18 protein-coding genes are annotated in these 18341 nt (G+C 35.6%); 12 read left to right on the top strand and 6 right to left on the bottom strand.

Going from position 1 to position 18341, the window contains the following annotated elements; translation table 11 throughout:
* Nucleotides 1-126 precede the first annotated feature (126 nt).
* Complete coding sequence (locus JOC76_RS22925; protein WP_205181096.1) at nucleotides 127-1395, bottom strand: efflux RND transporter periplasmic adaptor subunit; 1269 nt, start codon at nucleotides 1393-1395, stop codon at nucleotides 127-129.
* Between the two features lie 384 nt (nucleotides 1396-1779).
* On the opposite strand from JOC76_RS22925, the gene JOC76_RS22930 reads away from it, so the two are divergent.
* The 4 genes from JOC76_RS22930 to JOC76_RS22950 all read left to right on the top strand — a co-directional run bounded on the left by JOC76_RS22930 (nucleotide 1780) and on the right by JOC76_RS22950 (nucleotide 5520).
* Nucleotides 1780-2694 carry a class I SAM-dependent methyltransferase gene (locus JOC76_RS22930; protein WP_205181097.1) on the top strand — a complete coding sequence of 305 codons (915 nt, stop codon included), beginning with the start codon at nucleotides 1780-1782 and terminating at the stop codon, nucleotides 2692-2694.
* Nucleotides 2695-2884: 190 nt separating this feature from the next.
* Nucleotides 2885-3721: a helix-turn-helix domain-containing protein gene (locus JOC76_RS22935; RefSeq protein ID WP_205181098.1), complete on the top strand. Its 837-nt coding sequence runs from the start codon at nucleotides 2885-2887 to the stop codon at nucleotides 3719-3721.
* 64 nt (nucleotides 3722-3785) lie between these two features.
* Nucleotides 3786-4340: an MEDS domain-containing protein gene (locus tag JOC76_RS22940; protein WP_239557922.1), complete on the top strand. Its 555-nt coding sequence runs from the start codon at nucleotides 3786-3788 to the stop codon at nucleotides 4338-4340.
* A gap of 1003 nt (nucleotides 4341-5343) precedes the next feature.
* Nucleotides 5344-5520, top strand: coding sequence for a hypothetical protein (locus JOC76_RS22950; protein ID WP_205181101.1), 177 nt, complete (start codon nucleotides 5344-5346; stop codon nucleotides 5518-5520).
* 148 nt (nucleotides 5521-5668) lie between these two features.
* Here JOC76_RS22950 and poxB read toward each other — a convergent pair whose 3' ends face one another.
* Both poxB and JOC76_RS22960 read right to left on the bottom strand, forming a co-directional pair.
* Entirely contained in the window at nucleotides 5669-7396 is a 1728-nt protein-coding gene (gene poxB / locus JOC76_RS22955; RefSeq protein ID WP_205181102.1) for a ubiquinone-dependent pyruvate dehydrogenase, read from the bottom strand.
* A 359-nt stretch (nucleotides 7397-7755) separates the two neighbouring features.
* Entirely contained in the window at nucleotides 7756-9261 is a 1506-nt protein-coding gene (locus JOC76_RS22960; protein ID WP_205181132.1) for a COG4705 family protein, read from the bottom strand.
* A gap of 399 nt (nucleotides 9262-9660) precedes the next feature.
* On the opposite strand from JOC76_RS22960, the gene JOC76_RS22965 reads away from it, so the two are divergent.
* From JOC76_RS22965 to JOC76_RS22975, 3 genes are all read left to right on the top strand, one after another.
* Complete coding sequence (locus JOC76_RS22965; RefSeq protein ID WP_307784756.1) at nucleotides 9661-10278, top strand: DedA family protein; 618 nt, start codon at nucleotides 9661-9663, stop codon at nucleotides 10276-10278.
* A 251-nt stretch (nucleotides 10279-10529) separates the two neighbouring features.
* Entirely contained in the window at nucleotides 10530-11111 is a 582-nt protein-coding gene (locus JOC76_RS22970) for an undecaprenyl-diphosphatase (protein ID WP_205181103.1), read from the top strand.
* A 219-nt stretch (nucleotides 11112-11330) separates the two neighbouring features.
* The gene (locus tag JOC76_RS22975) at nucleotides 11331-12551 is read left to right on the top strand and encodes an MGDG synthase family glycosyltransferase (protein ID WP_205181104.1); all 1221 of its coding nucleotides are present in this window, start codon (nucleotides 11331-11333) and stop codon (nucleotides 12549-12551) included.
* A 698-nt stretch (nucleotides 12552-13249) separates the two neighbouring features.
* Here the strand turns inward: JOC76_RS22975 and JOC76_RS22980 are convergent.
* Entirely contained in the window at nucleotides 13250-13501 is a 252-nt protein-coding gene (locus tag JOC76_RS22980; protein ID WP_205181105.1) for a hypothetical protein, read from the bottom strand.
* 168 nt (nucleotides 13502-13669) lie between these two features.
* Here JOC76_RS22980 and JOC76_RS22985 point away from each other — a divergent pair, with 168 nt between their 5' ends.
* Nucleotides 13670-14416: an AAA family ATPase gene (locus tag JOC76_RS22985; RefSeq protein WP_205181106.1), complete on the top strand. Its 747-nt coding sequence runs from the start codon at nucleotides 13670-13672 to the stop codon at nucleotides 14414-14416.
* Between the two features lie 278 nt (nucleotides 14417-14694).
* Nucleotides 14695-14823 carry a hypothetical protein gene (locus tag JOC76_RS30595; RefSeq protein WP_256218541.1) on the top strand — a complete coding sequence of 43 codons (129 nt, stop codon included), beginning with the start codon at nucleotides 14695-14697 and terminating at the stop codon, nucleotides 14821-14823.
* A 210-nt stretch (nucleotides 14824-15033) separates the two neighbouring features.
* Here the strand turns inward: JOC76_RS30595 and JOC76_RS22990 are convergent, their stop codons facing one another.
* Nucleotides 15034-15357, bottom strand: a complete 324-nt coding sequence (locus JOC76_RS22990) for a hypothetical protein (RefSeq protein ID WP_205181107.1) — start codon at nucleotides 15355-15357, stop codon at nucleotides 15034-15036.
* A 292-nt stretch (nucleotides 15358-15649) separates the two neighbouring features.
* Here JOC76_RS22990 and JOC76_RS22995 point away from each other — a divergent pair, with 292 nt between their 5' ends.
* Complete coding sequence (locus JOC76_RS22995; protein ID WP_205181108.1) at nucleotides 15650-15802, top strand: hypothetical protein; 153 nt, start codon at nucleotides 15650-15652, stop codon at nucleotides 15800-15802.
* Between the two features lie 203 nt (nucleotides 15803-16005).
* Nucleotides 16006-16374 (top strand): hypothetical protein, encoded by a 369-nt coding sequence (locus tag JOC76_RS23000; RefSeq protein ID WP_205181109.1) that lies wholly within the window; start codon nucleotides 16006-16008, stop codon nucleotides 16372-16374.
* An 836-nt stretch (nucleotides 16375-17210) separates the two neighbouring features.
* Here the strand turns inward: JOC76_RS23000 and JOC76_RS23005 are convergent.
* Nucleotides 17211-17510, bottom strand: a complete 300-nt coding sequence (locus JOC76_RS23005; protein WP_205181110.1) for an Imm26 family immunity protein — start codon at nucleotides 17508-17510, stop codon at nucleotides 17211-17213.
* 220 nt (nucleotides 17511-17730) lie between these two features.
* On the opposite strand from JOC76_RS23005, the gene JOC76_RS23010 reads away from it, so the two are divergent.
* Nucleotides 17731-18045 carry a DUF3243 domain-containing protein gene (locus tag JOC76_RS23010; protein ID WP_205181111.1) on the top strand — a complete coding sequence of 105 codons (315 nt, stop codon included), beginning with the start codon at nucleotides 17731-17733 and terminating at the stop codon, nucleotides 18043-18045.
* Nucleotides 18046-18341: the final 296 nt, after the last annotated feature.

Genomic DNA, 18341 nt, shown 5'->3' on the forward strand with positions numbered 1-18341 from the left:
TTTCATACAATTAAACTATTTCTTGCAAAATAGCGAAAATCCTTTAAAAATGAAAAGTTATATATGATTACCTGATGATCTAGAACCCCAATTGTCTTCCCGCATCCGACTTTTCCTAATTATTGCTTAATTTAGGTTCATTAATGTACCAAGGTGAACAATCCAGGATGGATTTACTCCTACTTTTTCTTCACCTTTTAACCCTTTAAGAATCGCAACCCAATGACCTCTTTTTTGACCCGTCTCTACCTTTTGTTTATGTAGAATACCTTTCTTTTGTACAAATACGTAGCTCGATTTTCCAATCGTAATGATGCTCGTTTCAGGAACTGCTTGCAATTGTTTAGACTGCAGAACAACGTCTAGTGTGGTAGAGTAGCCAGGATATAGACCTTTTTGGGAATCAAGACTTGCTTTAAAAGAATAGGATGGAACCGGTTCTTGTTGTGAATCTTTATCCTTATTAACTGGTGCTTTATAGGTAGGATAATCACTTACCTCCGTTATTTTCCCGTTCCAAATCTTATTGGCAACTACATTAGAAGTTACTGTAATCGGTTGGCCTGGTGTAATTTTAGCTTTTTCTGCTTCTGTTAGCTTTCCTTCAATTTCAAACGGATCATTAGAAACGATTTCCATGATGGCTAATTGCTGATTTTCTTTTGCTTGGAAACCTTGCCCTAAATTCTTATTCAGGTTAACTATCACACCTGCAGTGTTGCTAGAGACAATTAAGGAATCGAGCTCGGCTTGAAGCTTTTCTGCCTCCAACGTATATTTTTCGACCTTTAATTCTGCCGCACGGGAGTCAGCTTTTGCTGTATTTAGTTCAGCTTTAAGTGACAGAATTGATTTATCATCTATACTATCCGAATCACCCACACCAGTTAGATTTGTTGTAACGGTGGTATTGGTGGCGTCGCTTGTACCTGGTGTAGTAGTAGATTCAGCTTCCAGTAAATCCTGTTCTAACGAAGTGATTTGCTCTTGCAGTTGTTTAGCACTCGTTTCTGCTAATTGTTTATTTATTTCTGCTTGTCCTAGTTCTGCCTTTAATGCTGAGCCTTCGTACGAAAAGAGCTGTTGTCCTTTAGAAACCGTTTCCCCTTCCTTTACAAAAATCTCTTGTATAGATCCTTTTGAGGCATTTACATAAATCGTTTCAGTATGACTTTGTACAACACGAGCTGATACTGTTTTTGTTTTAATGAAGGTTTTTTCTGTCGGATTCATAAATACTAACTTCTTTAAATCCCTTTTATTCCATTCAATTATGGCTAAACTTAACATAACAAAAATAAGTATCAGAACAAGGAACCCAAGTAAAATCATTTTCTTCTGACGTGGGGTACGTGCTTGTTCGTTTTCTGTACCAAATCTCTTTGCTGTTTCCATAACCCTACCCTTTCTATATAGATTAATAGCAAATTTTGCAATAATCTATAAAACAATTTTCTACTATATTGTCTATTTTTTACAAGTAAGTTTCAAGGAATATTTTTAGAAAAATTCAATTAGATTAATTCACAAATTTGTAAAAGGCGCTCTTAAGGCAATTGCAAAAAAAGACCGAGTGTACTCTGGTCTACGTACTTCTCTTTCTAAAACATATTAGTATGATCATCCGAATAAAAAACAATTGTATTACGGGGGGAAGATTATGATAAAACATTTGACAAAAGTATCTATTTATGCTATAATTTACAAATTAAAATACACTGTGTATAATAAGGTTCTCCTGGCCAGGGGAATCTTATTTTTGTTATGGGAGGCAATTGAATGAAAGCCAATGAATCTAGTGTGACTTCTTTAGTTTCAGCATTCGGCCGAGCATACCACAGTAAACATGACACTCCGAAGGTTTTTGATGATTTTTTCGCGGAAAAACTAATTACTGAAAAAGAATTGGCAGACATTAGTGAAAATATGATTAAAGGAATCTCGTTTTTCAACAGGGAGATTGCTGAAAAGTTTAAAGAACAGCCAGAAGAAATCCTAAAATGGATCACTCAGGTCCAGCTATCCCCCACTCCGCTTGCTCGGGCGGCTTATTGCGAGGAAGTTTTAGCAATCGAAATGAGGTTAGGATTGCAACAATATGTAATCCTTGGGGCTGGGCTGGATACATTCTGTTTCAGGCATCCAGAATTGGAAAACTCTTTGGAAATCTATGAAATGGACCATCCTGCTACACAAGCATTTAAAAGAAGCAGACTTGCTCAGGCAGATTTAGAGATTCCCAAAAATCTTCATATGATTCCGGTTGACTTTACTGAAGAATTTTCCTTTGAGAGCATCCAGGAAAGAGGGTTTCAAAATAAAAAAACGTTGTTCAGTCTTCTGGGTGTCACCTTTTATCTAACAAAAGACGAAAACTCCCGTTTGTTTAGTGAACTTTTTACTAAAGTCCCTGAGGGAAGTTCCATCGTTTTTGATTATGCGGATGAAAATCTTTTTAAAGAAAAAGGATTTTCAAATCGAGTGGAAAATATGCTGAAGATGACGTTGGCCGGCGGCGAAGTAATGAAATCATGCTTCAGTTATCACGAGATCGAGAAGATGCTTGAAGATGCAGGTTTGCTAATTTTTGAACACTTGTCACCCACTGATATAAACAATCGATTTTTCCGTCACCGGACGGACTATTTAAGAGCCTTCGAAACGGTCCATTATATCCATGCAGTCAAGAAATAGTTATGGCTTCTTTTTCTAAAAGACCAAAAGCGTTCCTGCTTTTGCAGAAACGCTTTCTTTAGTACAGCATACCTGAAAATCAAATTAACATTTACCTTTTATATGAAATATATTACAGTAGTTACGCTGTTTAACCTATGTTTTAATAGGGATATAGTCTTATTTTGTCTTTTAGCTGCGAGGTGAACGAATGTTGAAATTAGAGGAAAATAATAAGAGACGCTGGTTGAGTCATATACGCAAAAATAAAGGAATGACTCAACAGCAAGTTGCCTCGAGCTCCTTTATTGATCGATCTTATTATTCGCAGATAGAAAGTGGAAAACGAAGCCCTGGCCTAAATGTTGCTAAAAACATAGCAAAGGTGTTGAATTTTGACCCGCTATTATTCTATGAGGATGATCAAAATTTCAATTTACTTGAAGACACAACCATAAACAAAGATATTTATGAACGCTTAAAAAAACTTGACAGTGGACGTGTAGTATACCTTTATAGCAATTATGAAAATTACTTGCAACATGCTATTTCGTTTCTTTTAATAGGAGTTAGCAAAAATCATCAATGCTTATTGATTGATATCCCAGATAATTTATCACAGATTAAGCAAGCGTTATTAACGAATCTAACCATAGGTGAAATCAATAAACAAATCCATTTCATCAATTTGGAAGATCTTAAGAAACCTGAACCTGAAGTGGTTGTTGATCCTTTAATAAGGATCAACAACAAGATGGATGAAATGGAGTCCATCTATATATGGTCACACGAGCAACATGATGAATCTGATAACTGGGTATGCCAGTTACAAAATCGTTTAAATACAGAGAAGATCAAATTAAAGAATAAAAAGGTTTTAATGGTGTGTTCTAACAATGCTGCTAAAGTAACCGCAGGTACACACATCAAGCTGATGAGAGAATGTCCTTATCTTATGACCGATTTTGAAATAGTCGAATCTCCATTGTACCAATTAAATAAAAATTCGAGGATATTCCCCTCATTTTATATTCAGGAGAATATGTAGAACCGCGTCTTATTGGCCTTTTAAAGAATTGAAATTTTTAAAATGAGGTGTTATTTTGACTAAGATGTTTCAATTATCAAATGATCTGGAAGTTAGCAATTCAGCACACATATTATACTTTTTCGAGGACCATAATAGCTATCTTAATAATATGATTGCTTATATAAAAGCAGGGATTGAAAGAAACCATCATCTCCTTATAATAGAAAATAAATATTTATATAACGAGGCAGAAAAGAAAATTAATCAATTATTTTCAAAAGAGGCTCAAAAATTTATTCACTATATCGATAATTACCTTTTTTATCGTTGTTACGGTGATTTTCATATTCACAGTATTGTTGAACACTTTGGGGAAATATTAACTCCCTTTTTCAATGAAAAAATGAATATTCGTACATGGGCTCATGTAGAGTGGAAAGAACAAGATGACATTTCAAGTAAACTGGAAGAATTTGAACATCTAGCGGATTGTAGTGTAAATGAATCGGGTCTTATGTCAGTATGTGCCTACTCTGCTTCGGATGTGTCAGCGTCACTTCAGACTGGAATGATGAAGAGTCATGAATATCTTATGACGGATCAAGAGTTTGTTCGGTCTTCCTTATATAGAAAGTAAGTTTTGAGAAGTTATTACTACCATCTATTGCCATCTACTTTGACCTCTTTTTCCGAATCACGCTTATTCGCAGCCGTTCTTTACGAACAAGAAACTAAAAACAGGTAATGAGCATGATTGCTACGTGAAAGCATAGTGAAATAATGGAATACATTTTCAGTTAAATCTGGTATTCCGTTCCTATTTGAAATCCTGCGAATAAGCCAAAATTCTGCTCATGCAGTTTATCTTTTTATTGATTTTTTTATGCAAACCAGCATGGCACGTCAACAAGTATCGTAGAAAAAACACTCTCATATCCCCTGCCTAATTTCAACTTGATTGTCGTGTAGGTATGAGAATTCATAGTTGGAGAATTTCCGTCTAATGTATAAAGAGGAAGGTTAAGAAACAGATATAAGCGGAAAAATTCCGGTTAACTGCTCTAAATAAGACCAAATCCTAAGATTTGGATCATATAAACGGAAAAACTTCCTTTATTTTTAAGGAAATACTCCTATTTCCCAATTTAAGCGGAATTTTTCCGTTTATTTTTCAAACACAGTGAAATCTACATTCAGTTATAATAGAAATATTAAAAGTGTTTTGCAAGATTTACCCTTGGCGAATGATGAAGATTGTAGATGAATTTTTTAGTGGATTTAGTTACCTAAATAGATGCGAAATACTGTGTTTTTTTTCACAAAACTCCCCATCAAGAGAACCCGTTAGGCCTAGGTGCCCCTCTTTTTTATTGAGATCTCCTATCTTTTTCAATTTGTAAAAAAATCCCACAATATGATTAAAAACAATTTCTCCATTTCATTCTTAAGGAAAGTAAAAAAGGTGTAAAAGTAGGAATGTGGCAATTAGCCACTTTGAAAAAAAACAATTTGAATTAAAATTAATATATATATTTTTAGTATAAATTACCCACTAAACACACAAAAATTTTACACTAGAAATATCTCATACTACTGTTTACATCTATATATTCATGTAAATCTACCTAGGAGGTTCAACTTTGAAATCGGAGGAAAAGTTCCAAGAATTAGCAAATTATATTGAGGCAGTTAAGAATTACTATATACCTGTTTTATTAGAAGAAAAGAATGATTATAACAACGCGATTATAAAAGGAAAGTTGAATGTATTGAATGACATTACAAAAATGATTAAAAAGTTAGAAAAAGTAAAATAGACGTATTCTTACGTTAGTTAGAAACGCCCCTATAAAGTGGTTGAATATTCACTTTTTAGGGGCAATTTAGGGATTCGTTTAATACCCTTTTATTAGTTCACCAATTCCTTTTCTTCAAATCCCTCGATAAAATCAATCATTTTGGATATTAGCGGAAAAAGTTCGTTTTCGCAAGGTCAATGAGCTCGTTGCCATGCCCGTTCAAAACGGCTTTCATCATCCAAAGGCTAAAACCATGCGCCTGTTCAAATGTGATTTTTGGCGGAAAAGCCAATTCCTGACGATTTACAACGACATCAAGTAACACGGGTCCGTCATATTGCAGGGCACGCTGAATCGCTTCCTCCAGCTCTCCAGGATCCTCCACGCGAATTCCTTCAATACCCACCGCTTTCGCGACATCGGCAAAGTTGGGGTTATCAAGAGTGGTTCCTGCTTCCAATAAGCCCTGTGCTTTCATTTCAAGCTCGACGAAACTCAACGCACCGTTGTTAAATACGACTATTTTGACGGGCAATTTATGCTGCCTAAGTGTGAGAAGATCACCCATCAGCATGGCAAGTCCTCCATCTCCAGAAAGAGAGATTACCTGGCGATCCGGCTGAGCAAGCTGTGCTCCAATCGCCTGTGGCAGGGCGTTTGCCATCGTTCCGTGATTAAAAGAACCTAACAACCGCCTTTGTCCGTTCATTTGCAGATAACGAGCAGCCCAAAGTGTCGGGGTTCCGACATCGCATGTAAAAACGGCGTTTTCACTTGCCAGATCACTGACGGCTTTCGTTAGATATTGAGGATGGATGGGTGTGCGACCTGGTTTTCCGGTTGCCAGTTCGTCCAAATCATCGCGGATTTTTCGAAAGTGGTCGGTTAATTTCTTCAGGTGGCTTCTATCCTGTGATTCTGTCAGATAAGGCAGCAGTGCCTCAATCGTTGCTTTCACATCACCACACAGCCCGTAGGTGAGATTGGTTCGACGACCGAGATGTCCTGGTTCAATATCGACCTGCAATATGGTGGCATCTTTTGGATAGAATTGCCTGTATGGAAAATCGGTACCAAGCATCAGTAGGACATCGCATTCCTTAACCGCATGATAGCCGGATGAATAACCAATCAGGCCAGTTAGTCCGACATAGTAAGGATTATCATACTCCAGGTGTTCTTTCCCTCTTAATGCAATGACCATCGGTGATTGCAGTTTTTCGCAAAGCTGCATAAGCTGTGTGTGAGCCCCTGCACAGCCGGCTCCGCACAGCAGCGTGATGCGTTCGCCACGGTTCAAATAGTCCGCCAGCTGCTTTAACTCCGTTTCCGAAGGATGTATGACCGGCTGTGTCACATGAAGGACATGTTCAGGTACGGGGGTATCGTCTGCTTCATAGCCAGCGACGTCCCCTGGCAAAACAAGAACGGAAACACCTTTACGCGAAACTGCATTCTGCATGGCGACGAGTACGGAGCGTGGCATTTGGTGAGCAGTCGTCACAACCTCACAGTAGTAGCTGCAGTCCTTAAATAGATGATCGGGACGTGTTTCCTGAAAAAAATTGGTGCCGATTTCGTAGCTAGGTATGTGTGCTGCAATGGCAAGGACAGGAACCCGGTTACGGTGACAGTCGTACAAGCCATTAATGAGGTGCATATTGCCAGGACCACTGCTTCCGGCGCACACAGCAATGCTTCCGGTCATGTCTGCATCGGCACCGGCTGCGAATGCGGCAACCTCTTCATGGCGGACATGAATCCATTCAATTTTTTCCGAACGCCGGATGGAATCGATGACGGCGTTCAGTGAGTCTCCTATAATACCATAAACCCTTTTCACCCCTGCATTTAACAAGGCTTCAACGAGTGAATCCGCAATGGTTCGCTTCATTCTATTTCTCCTTCGATTTTCACTTGGTATTTTTTATATTTTTTTCCATGTTATTGGGTTTTATTCTGAATCTAAGGAATGTAGGAATTATGGTTCTGTTACCTCGACAGATTTCCAATCTGTATCTATTGCCCTCATCACTCTATAAGATAGAAAGTTTAGTAGGGAATCAATGAAAAAGGCTGTCCTTAAAAGGAACAGCCTTTACTTCTTTTCATATGGCAATGTATTCGTTTCATCTCTTTTTTCCCAACAATGGCTTAAAAAATTGCCAAAATATCTATAAGGAAACCGTAAATCATTGCATCAAGTTTCTTATTGTTCTCTTCCACTATGTTCAAAGAGGCCTTTTAAAATTTTTATTTATTTACACCATTTATCATATTGAGCGAATGGGTAAGTGCAGATTTGGACTTGCTCACATCAGGGCTTGATGAACGTACTGCCGCTAACACAACGTCAATTGTTCCATCAATTTTTGTCCATGTTGTACCATCTATTTTCCTAAGTCTTGGCTCTGATGTATCCCATTGATGTTCCAAATCGTCCGCACTTTTCTTTGCTAAAGCAAATTGGTTGGAGTTAACATCTTTTAGCATATTATTCTCAATTGTAGAGAAATCATTTAATTGACCAACTAATGTTGTGGAAGAAGCAGTATTCGTTACTTTATTTGCTGTGTTTAAGACGCCAAGTGAATGGTTAAGTGCTACTTTAGACTTGCTAGCATCAGGATTAGATGAACGAGCAGCTGCTAAAACAATGTCAATTGTACCATCAATTTTTGTCCATGTGGTGCCATCGATTTTTCTAAGTTTTGCTTCCGATGTGTCCCATTGATGTTCTAGATCATCTGCACTTGTTTTAGCGGAACTAAAGTTATTTGAGTTTACATCGGTTAGCATGTCATTTTCAATTTTAATAAAGCTTGTTAATTGTCCACCTAATGTAGCTTGTGATGAAGTGGTTTGCGATGCTATATTATCGCTTCTCCATACATACCCCCCAATACCAACAACTAAGAAAACACACAGTGCCACTATGGTTTGGGTCAAAACATTTTTCTTGTTTCCATTTGTTTGTTCTGTATGTGCTGTTTCTCTCTTTGCATTGATATCAATTTTTGAAACCGCAAGAAAAACAATGATCGCTAAAATAGCTATCAGGAAAATGACACTCGTTACGGTTGTACCCAATCCTAACCCGCCATTCACTTTCGGTTGAGAAAGGAAATCTCCTATTGATGCGCCAAGTGGACGAGTCAAAATATACGCAATCCAAAATGCAAGTACCCCATCAAGTTTCAATTTCCATGCTAAGAATATACAAGCTATGATCATAATGACTGTGATTCCTGTGTTTAGATAACCAAGACCGAGTTGTTCGGAATATAAGTCACCTACTGCAGTTCCAAGTGCAAAGGTGAATAGAATCGTTAGCCAGTAGAAAACTTCTCTTTTTTTGGTAAAAATCGAGTGTATCGAGAGAGTTTTTTCACTTAGATACCAAAAAAGGAAAGTTAATCCTAGCAGCACCGAGAAAACAGCTGTACTGAGTTCAAGAGGTACACCTATACCATCTGTTAAATTATCCGTTACCAACGTTCCAAAAACACTTATAAGAACAACCGTTGTCCAATAAATGCCTGGAACGTATTTAGTTGCTCTGAATTGAAAAAACAGTACAATGAAAAACGCTATTCCCATAATGATGGTAGTCAGTGTTAAACCTATTCCAAGGTTGAAATTTATGAAATCAGCAAACGTTTCACCGACAGTTGTACATAATACTTTGATGATCCAGAAGAAAATAGTAACCTGCGGTACCTTGCTTAACAACTGTTTAATGACTGGTTCTTCCTGCATCGTTTCCTCAGCGACTGATAATTTTTTTGACAAAAAACTCATCTCCTTTTTGTAAGCATCATTAATAAAACTTTTTTGGAATGCAATCAACAAATTTAACTATAATAGATTGGTATTGAGTTTTTATTAAAAATCAATTAATCAAATATTAAGTGTCTATTAAGTTCCAATTTTTTTTATTGTTGGCAACTGTTTTAATATATTGTTAATCCCATACCCTTATCTGATCTGCATTGTTCCCCCCCAAGGCGAAACCCCCAATCGGGGTTTTTTCTTTTTAAACGAAATTAAGAAAAATTTAATCAAAAACTAAGTTGAAAATTGCAGTTATTATGGGAGACTGTTAGATAGTTATGGTCAAAATTTTTGCAAAAAAAGTATTTTAAGGGAGAGTTTAAAGTGAGTATCTTACATCATTTGGGAGACATAGTCATAAATTGGATTAATTCCATTGGATATTGGGGGATCCTTTTAGGAATGGTTTTGGAAAGTACCTGTATTCCAATTCCCAGCGAAGTGATTATGCCTTTTGGTGGTTATTTAGTCTCAACAGGGCATCTAAATATGATAGGAGTTATATTGATTGGAACACTAGGAAATATCATCGGTTCTTTCATTGCATATGCGATTGGACTTTGGGGTGGAAAAAGATTCATCGACCGCTTTGGGAAATATGTATTTTTGTCAAAAAAACATTTAGAATCGGCTGAAATGTGGTTCGATAAACGTGGGGAAATTACAGTATTTGTTTCACGTATTTTGCCAGCCATTCGTACTTTTATTTCTTTACCAGCAGGAATTGCACGAATGTCCCTTAGTAAATTTTTAATATACACTGCCATTGGTAGTGTAATTTGGTCTTCCATTTTAACTTATGTAGGATATGTGCTAGGTAACAATTGGGAACATATTCAAAATATCTTACATCCTATTGCTTATTTGGTTGCCATAATCGTGTTCTTTATTTTAGTTTTCTTAGCTATAAAAGTTATTAAAAGCAGAAAGGCATCAGCATAATATAGTTTTCGTTTGGAAAGCAATGCTTCTGGAATAGCATTGCTTTTTTTGATACAACCATAAGAAAACAGAGTACTTATAAATAATTTTTGGTCTTAATGGATTTTTAATGTTTTTTTAAGTCAACAAAAAGGTTATTTTGATATTATTTATCTTGCCCATTTTTGGTGGCAGGAACGAATATTCTCTAGCAAAAATGAGATTTTTTCTTCAAATGTTCAATAAAATTCAGATAGAAATGAGGAACTGGAGTGAATTACGAATTATTTCAGGCAATCAATCAAAATGCTGGCCATCATCCCTTTTTAGATGGATTAATGGTTTTCTTTACTCAATTTGCCTTTCCAATTTTTGCCTTAGTTTTACTACTAATGTGGTTTTTGGGAAAAGAAAAAGAAAAATATACGGTTGTATACGCAGCGATCACCGCTGTGATTGGTTTGGTTATTAATTCTGTCTTAGGTCATATCTTTTATGAAAATCGTCCATTTGTCACCCATCATGTGCATCTTCTGGTACAGCATGCAAAAGATTCTTCGTTCCCTAGTGACCATGCAACGGGTACATTTTCCATTGCTTTAGCGATATTATGGAGGAAACATCGTAAGATTGGAATGGGTATGCTCTTGTTTGCTATTTGTACAGGAATTTCCCGTGTTTATGTAGGAAACCATTATCCTTTTGATGTACTAGCAAGCATCATCGTATCACTTGTAGTAAGCGGACTTGTTTTTGCATTACAATCCGTTTTTGCACCAATTGGTCGTGCTATGATCAACATTTACAATCATATTCCATTGGTACCCAAAAACGCACAAAGCATTTCCAAATAAAATTTAATTTAAGAAATAAAACATCGGTTTTTTTTACCGATGTTTTTTTATTATCTATTCATTGGATCGTTGTTGGGATACTTGGTAGGCAATGTATTTAAAAAATGAATTGTAAAATGTTCCTAATCAACACTAAGAATTTATAAAACCAAACTGGCTAAATTAATTTTAAGGGTGTTAAATACAATACAATTCATCCGTGGAGGAAAGGTGGGTACTTTGAATAAAAAAATCCTAATTATTTCTTCCGATTTTACTGGCCACGGGCATAAAAGCATTGCTGAATCCTTACAAGAAAAAATTGGTGAAAATGCTCAAATACAAATACATGTGGTGGATGGCTTCTCATTAGGAGGATCCACATTATTAAATATTGGTAAATCTTATGGTCCAATAACAAGATATTCTGCCCAATTATGGAATGCCATATGGCATGTTTCTGCATTAAATTCTTATGCCATCGACAAAGGTGTAGAAAATCTTATTAAAGATGATTTCTTGACTTTGTTGGATGAGGTAAATCCAGATGTAATCTTGTCTATTCACCCAAACTTTAATGGTTCCATCATAAATATTTTAAGAAAAGAAAGAATTCAAATTCCTTTTGGAACGTTTATTGCGGATTTGGTTAATATTTATCCATTATGGTGCGATCCTAGAGTTGACTTTATTTTAAGTCCGACTAAGGAAGCCATGCTAAAATGCTTAGAATATGGCGTTTGTAAAGAAAAAGTACATGTAATGGGATTCCCTGTTCGAGAGCGGTTCTTAAGGTCTCAAAGAAAACCTTTTGAAATGAAATCTGAACTTAACTTTTTAATGATGAGTGGCGGCGAAGGCGTAGGGGATATGAATGCGATTGCGGAAAACCTGCTGAATCACTTTGATTGCAACGTAACCATCATAGCGGGAAGAAACGAAACCTTAAAAGCAGAATTAGAAAGCTCTCTGAAGCCTCGTTTTGATAAGCGTGTAGACGTTTTAGGGTTTACCAAGAACATTCAGGATCTCATGCTTGCTGCCGATATTGGCATCATGAGAGGGAGCCCGAATACCATGTTCGAAGGTGTAGCAACCAATTTACCAATGATTATTACAGGTGCTCTGCCAGGACAGGAAAAAGATAATCCATCTTTTGCAGAAAAACATCATTTAGGGGTTTATTGTCCAGACAACGAAAATCTTAAATCGATTATCGATGAGTTACTGGAAAATGATGGAGAAAAGTTAAAAAAGATTATGGAATCCCAAAGAGACTTTATCAATCCAAATGCTGCACAGGATATTTTGGATTTCTTAACTACTGCTGAAAAAGCAAAGTTGATGTCAAGGCAGAGAAGAAGAACTCCTTTTGTTCTTGCTACAAGGAAGTCATATAAAAGGTTCAAACGGAGAAAGCCTTTAAAGAAATTAATTCGCAGAGCCAAATTGGCTTTATAAACTGAAGATGAATGCAAAGCGGCTGAGAAAATCTTAAAGGATTCCGTTTTCGGGTACTTTTTTATTTAAAGAAATAAGAATTGACGTATGAATTGGCATACGTCTTTTTCTTTTTTATCAAGGTTTTCTACGAAATTCCATTACCTTTACATAGAAATGGACATCATTATTATTATGGACAATAAGTATTGTACCATTAACAAAGTGTCTCCAAACTTCTGTCGTTTGCAGTACCGTTTTGAGTACCAATTTTATTGATCTTTAGCTGCATCTAGGATTCAGTGGTGTCGCACTTATCGGTTGGGGGATCAGTTTAAGCACCCTATCAGATAAATAAACGGAAAAATTCCGCTTAAGTAGGAACTATTATTAAAAAAAGCTTAAATAGACGGAGAGATTCCGCCTATTGCCTCGAAAAATGCGAAAATAAGGAATTTTGCTTTGCATAACCGGAAATCCTCCGCTTATTTACCCCAAAACGAGCTCCATGCTACATCTAACCGGAAAATCTCCGCTTATTTCACCTTTCGCTAGTTACTCGAATAAGGTCAAGATATCTTATCAAAAGGGAGTGAGGTTTTACTTTTTTATATACCAATAATGATGCAATACGACTGTCATTTCGGCACCTATTTTAAGAAAGACACCTCAAAACGGAACCCTTTAAAAAATTCTCAGCCCTTTTTGATTTAACTCCCCTACCAAAAAATATCGTCCATAGGCGGAATCGGTTTATTTTCTATTTTCCTTACTTCATCTGTTATGTCTTCTGTACCATCCACCATTACCATTTCAATGAATGTTCTACGATAGCCCGTTTCATGCTTTATGCTTTGTATGTACTTGTGGGCAACGTTCGCAAATTCTTTTTTATTCCTCGCTGAAAAACGTCCTCTAACAGCTAGCCCCGTTCCTTCAATATTTAAATGTACTTCCAGGTTAAACTCCATTTTTAACACCTTCAAATTATTATTTACGTTTATTATAGAACAAACGTTCTGTTTTGTTGCAAAAAAAGCCTGAAATTATTTTTCTAAGCTTGTCTTATTCATGGGTTATACTCCCGTCTTATCCAATACGTATGATAGAATGATTTTAAAAAGTAAGGTAGTTGATACATGGTGATAGATTCCCCCTATATAAGAAGCGTCGTTTTAAGGAGAGACGATGTACCCGCATTTACTGAATATCCTTTTAATCTGCCAAGTATAAGGACCCTAAATCAGCTTACCTTTCATCCCAAGGTTACCTACCTAATCGGTGAGAACGGAATGGGAAAATCTACTTTATTGGAGGCAATTGCCGTTGCCTTAGGTTTTAATCCTGAGGGTGGATCCTTTACCTTCAACTTTTCTACGTTTGATTCCCATTCTGAATTAACAAACTATTTAAAACTGATCAAGGGCATTGATAAGCCAAAAGACGGTTTCTTCTTACGAGCTGAAAGCTTTTATAATGTAGCCTCTAATATTGAGGAATTGGATCAGGGTGGTGGAGGTCCGAAAATCATCAATTCTTTTGGCGGACAATCTCTTCATGAACAATCACATGGAGAAGCCTTCTTCTCCACCTTTATACACCGATTTGGAGGAAATGGAATTTATATACTGGATGAACCTGAAGCTGCACTCTCCCCCTTGCGGCAAATGTCAATGGTTACGAGAATACATGACTTGGTCAATCAACATTCCCAACTCATTATTGCTACCCATTCACCCATTATTATGTCGTATCCAGACTCAATCATCTATGAGTTAAGTGAAGAAGGAATCCAAGAGAAAAAACTTGAAGAAACCAATCATTTTCAGATTATGAAACAGTTTTTAAATGACCCTAAGAGAATGCTTCATCATCTTCTGGAATAAGGCACCACCCTATTTCAATTGGGTGAGGATTCAGTAGACTCCGATTAAATTTTGATCCTATCATTGTAAAAATTAGCTATGTCTAATGATATGGATAAGTTAAGTGTACAGGTAATGCTGTAACCAATTTATTTGAAGATTTTAACATGAATTTTTAAATGAATTGGATAAGAATACTAAAAAAGATGAATTTAATTTTTTCTATTTTCATGAAATTCATCTAATGATGTTTTTTGTGCTATCATACTAATGGTATATCTTAATCTGGAGGAGAAATCATGAGTAAAACAGAGGAATTGAAACAGGAATTGCAGGTTTTGACAAGTCGGCGTGAGCGGATGCAGAAGAATCTTTATGAAGTGGAAAAACGCATTAATGAGATTGTTAATGAATTGAAAAAACAATAAAAACAATTAGAGAGTCCCTTTGCTTTTTACTTAAAGGTAAAAGCGTACAATAAGGATTTTCTCTATTACTTTGCAATCTTCATCCATCTTTAAACAATCATTGAAATAGCATCAAAAACTATTCAGTGCTTCTTTTATCTGATTATTAAATAAAGAACGCCTCGAATGCTCATAAAGAGTCGAGGCGTTCTGCTTCAGAAATTCAAGCTATCATATATTTACGTTATCCTTCCTATTTCTTTGAGATCTACTATTTTTCCTGTAATCAGCCCTTCTACTATTATTAGATGCCAATTTTCGGTCCTTCATTGCTTTGAAGGAGTACTTTTTCATCATCAATTTCAATCTCTCCATCCATCTTCCAATCCTAATTTTCAAGAGAAAGTAGCCAATGAGGTATGAAATGATGCAGAAAGATACCACGTACAAAATCATATTTATTAATTGGTCATTATTGATGCCTAACCATAATGCTACTAAAAGAATGGCTAGGATAACTGCCCCTACTGCCAATCGCTTAAGGTGTAATCTCATTTACGGTCCCTCCAAAATTTTTTCAAAAACCTATAATACCCTTTCGGAAAGTAATAACTATTTTTTTATTATGTAGTTATATTAACACTCTCATTTTAAAACAATAAGTAAATAATATTAAAAATAACTTAAAAAACTCTTAATTTAAAAATCCCTCTAATGTGGTACACCTGTAAAATTGACAGCCTATTTTTCTAAACCCAAGACATTCGTTTATGCTTGTCCATTATTTCAGCATAATATATTTTTGTAAGATTTCTCTTACGATAATCTTCGGAAAGGGGGGACACAAATGCCAACTTCACCACTTTCCAATCTTCTAGTATGCTTAGGGGTGCTACTTGTGATCATTTTATTAGCAGTTGCACTTTTTGTTGGTGGAATTTTAGGCGTTGATACTAGCTCTTTTAGTGGAGCATTTAACGCAATTGCTGCACAATGCTAATCGAATTCTAATATCACGGGCAATTTAAAGTTCCTATGAAATGGGCAATGAACTTAGAAGATCCTTGAATTGATCTTCTAGGTTCATTTTATATGTTAGAAAAAAGCGGATTTCAAATGCATTTATTTGTGTAAAAGATTATCGTCCCTACCAGATTCACTGTATATGGTTTTAAAATTTTTTTTGAATAGGGTGACCAAATAATGAGTGAGAATCAAAAGAAAGCGAATAAATCAATTTTGAGAGATACTCTCAACTTTGATACTTTATTTAATACAACCACACAATCAAACAATAACAATGATGCATTAATTAATTTGGCTGGCAGCTTAATGCAAAATCCAAATACAATGAATTCACTAATGAAGGTAGCAAGCAGTTTGTTTACAAATGATACAACTGGTAACTCTGTAAATAATATGAATATGCCTAAGCAAGATGGACCCACTCCTGACACTGCTCCCACACAAGAGAATACAGAACTTAGTTTAATATCTTCACAGCTAGAAAGGATTGCAAATGAATTATCCGAAATAAAAGCTCAATTAAATGAATTGAAAAAACAAAATTAGAAGTAAATTAAATAAGACTCAAACACTAATCAGAATTCAAAAAAGAAATAGTCAATTATTAAACCTTGAGAAATCAAGGTTTTACTATTAAAAAAGCAATTTACAGGAAAGCTACCTTCTCAAATGGTGAAAATTAATTATAGTTTTCAGGAGGCTATTTCTTAAAAATATTCTAAATTCATTTGTTTATTTTTTGGAAACTTGTCACTAATTAGGACACCGACCCTTTCAAATTTCATTTTTGTACATACATTGTAATGACAAATGAAAAGAAGGTTCAAAAATGTCAGATAGTGCACACGTAGCTGGTTTTGCTCCAATAGTTGTATTGGTTATCCTGTTGAGCATTGACGACCGAATACAACTCGGTAATTGTTTTATGTTCATCGTATAATAATCTCAGTCTTGGTCTTTTTAATATTTAGGTATTTTTCACTATACATATTAATGATGGTCATCATAAAATAATACGTAATAAATAATAGTCCATTTTCCTTAGACTTCTCAATATCGAGGAGTCTTTGATTGTTTAATATGTGTCAAAAGTAACATAAAGTAGGCCTTACTTATTGAATTTTTCTGCCCTTTAGTTGAATAAGAAAAAAGACTGCCGTAGCGACGTTCATCTTGTGCTCAAGCATCCAATGGAACAAGGACTAACCCGTTTTATTAAAAATGTTTTTCAGCTAAATTTTTAATTACAAGGTAACCCCATGTAGAAAAGGGGGATATTTTTGCCATTCCTCTTTAGTAACAGGGCTTAGCTGTTGGTATCCTTTTATTAACATGCAATTATTTGCAAAGCCTTCCTGCGATTTAAAAAAGTAAGGTTCTATTCAGTCTTCTTCCAATGGACGATAGCCCAATATCATGCCATCTAGACATGTTTCATGAATAGTTTTTATTTGTACATCACCTTGTTTTAACGTCTTTGTTCCTGCAATTGTTTCGGCAAATGGAGGGTATTCACCTACCCAGTCCATTAATCCTGCCAAAAATCCCCCTTTATCTTCTTTTGACACTTCAATTACTCGCCCACATGCAAATTTATTAGACTTTAAAGGGATAGCCCAAAATTGTCCAGGTATTAAATATGTATTTGACTTTGGCAAAAAAGGATACGATACTTTTCGCATAACATGATTCTCCAATAGATTTTGTTTAATTTCTAAATTATCGTCTTATTTAAGTAAACTGCCAAGTTAGCTCAAAAAGGTGTTCATAAGTAACCTGATTAAACGAGATTTTTTTACCATAAGATAACTGAAAACTACATTGTTATAGCGCTCTATTAGTTTGAACATGTCTCTATGGGGGTACAAATTAAGGGACTTAAACAAAATGGAGGGATATTACATGTTTAATAATAATGAAGCAACTCCTAACAAAGCTGAAGAAACCGTAAGGAACATGGACAATAGCGAAATGTATAACAAGTTAGAAAATTTTAATGAGTTTAAATCATACCTACACAACAAAATATCAATTGGGGAAAAACTGGGCATGAATGAAGAGCAATTGGCGAAAAGTGCTGAAAAGGTTGCCGACTATCTTGCTAAAAATACTGAACCTCAAAACCGTGAGGAAGTTCTCCTCCAGGAGCTCTGGAAGGTAGGAAACGAAGAGGAACAACACAAATTAGCTCATATGCTTGTAAAATTAGCAAAATAAAAGTCTATAAGCTCTTTTGTTCCTTGAGGTTATCATACCTTCATACCGAAAACAAAATCAAATTGACATCAACCAAACTCGCCCCTGGCGAGTTTTTTCACTTCAAATCTCACATACAAGTCCGCAGAAAGTATCCTTATCTGTTTAAACTAACCTCCCTATAGTTTAAGTACAGCATTTCACAAACTTTTTTTGTTGTGAATTATGATGGGTGGTTTAACCAGTCACTTTTTATTATGATTAAATTATAAAAATGAAAATTTAATGAGATAATTGCCTTTTTATCGAAAGCGTTT

It is taken from the genome of Neobacillus cucumis (assembly GCF_016908975.1).
Classification (GTDB): domain Bacteria; phylum Bacillota; class Bacilli; order Bacillales; family Cytobacillaceae; genus Neobacillus; species Neobacillus cucumis.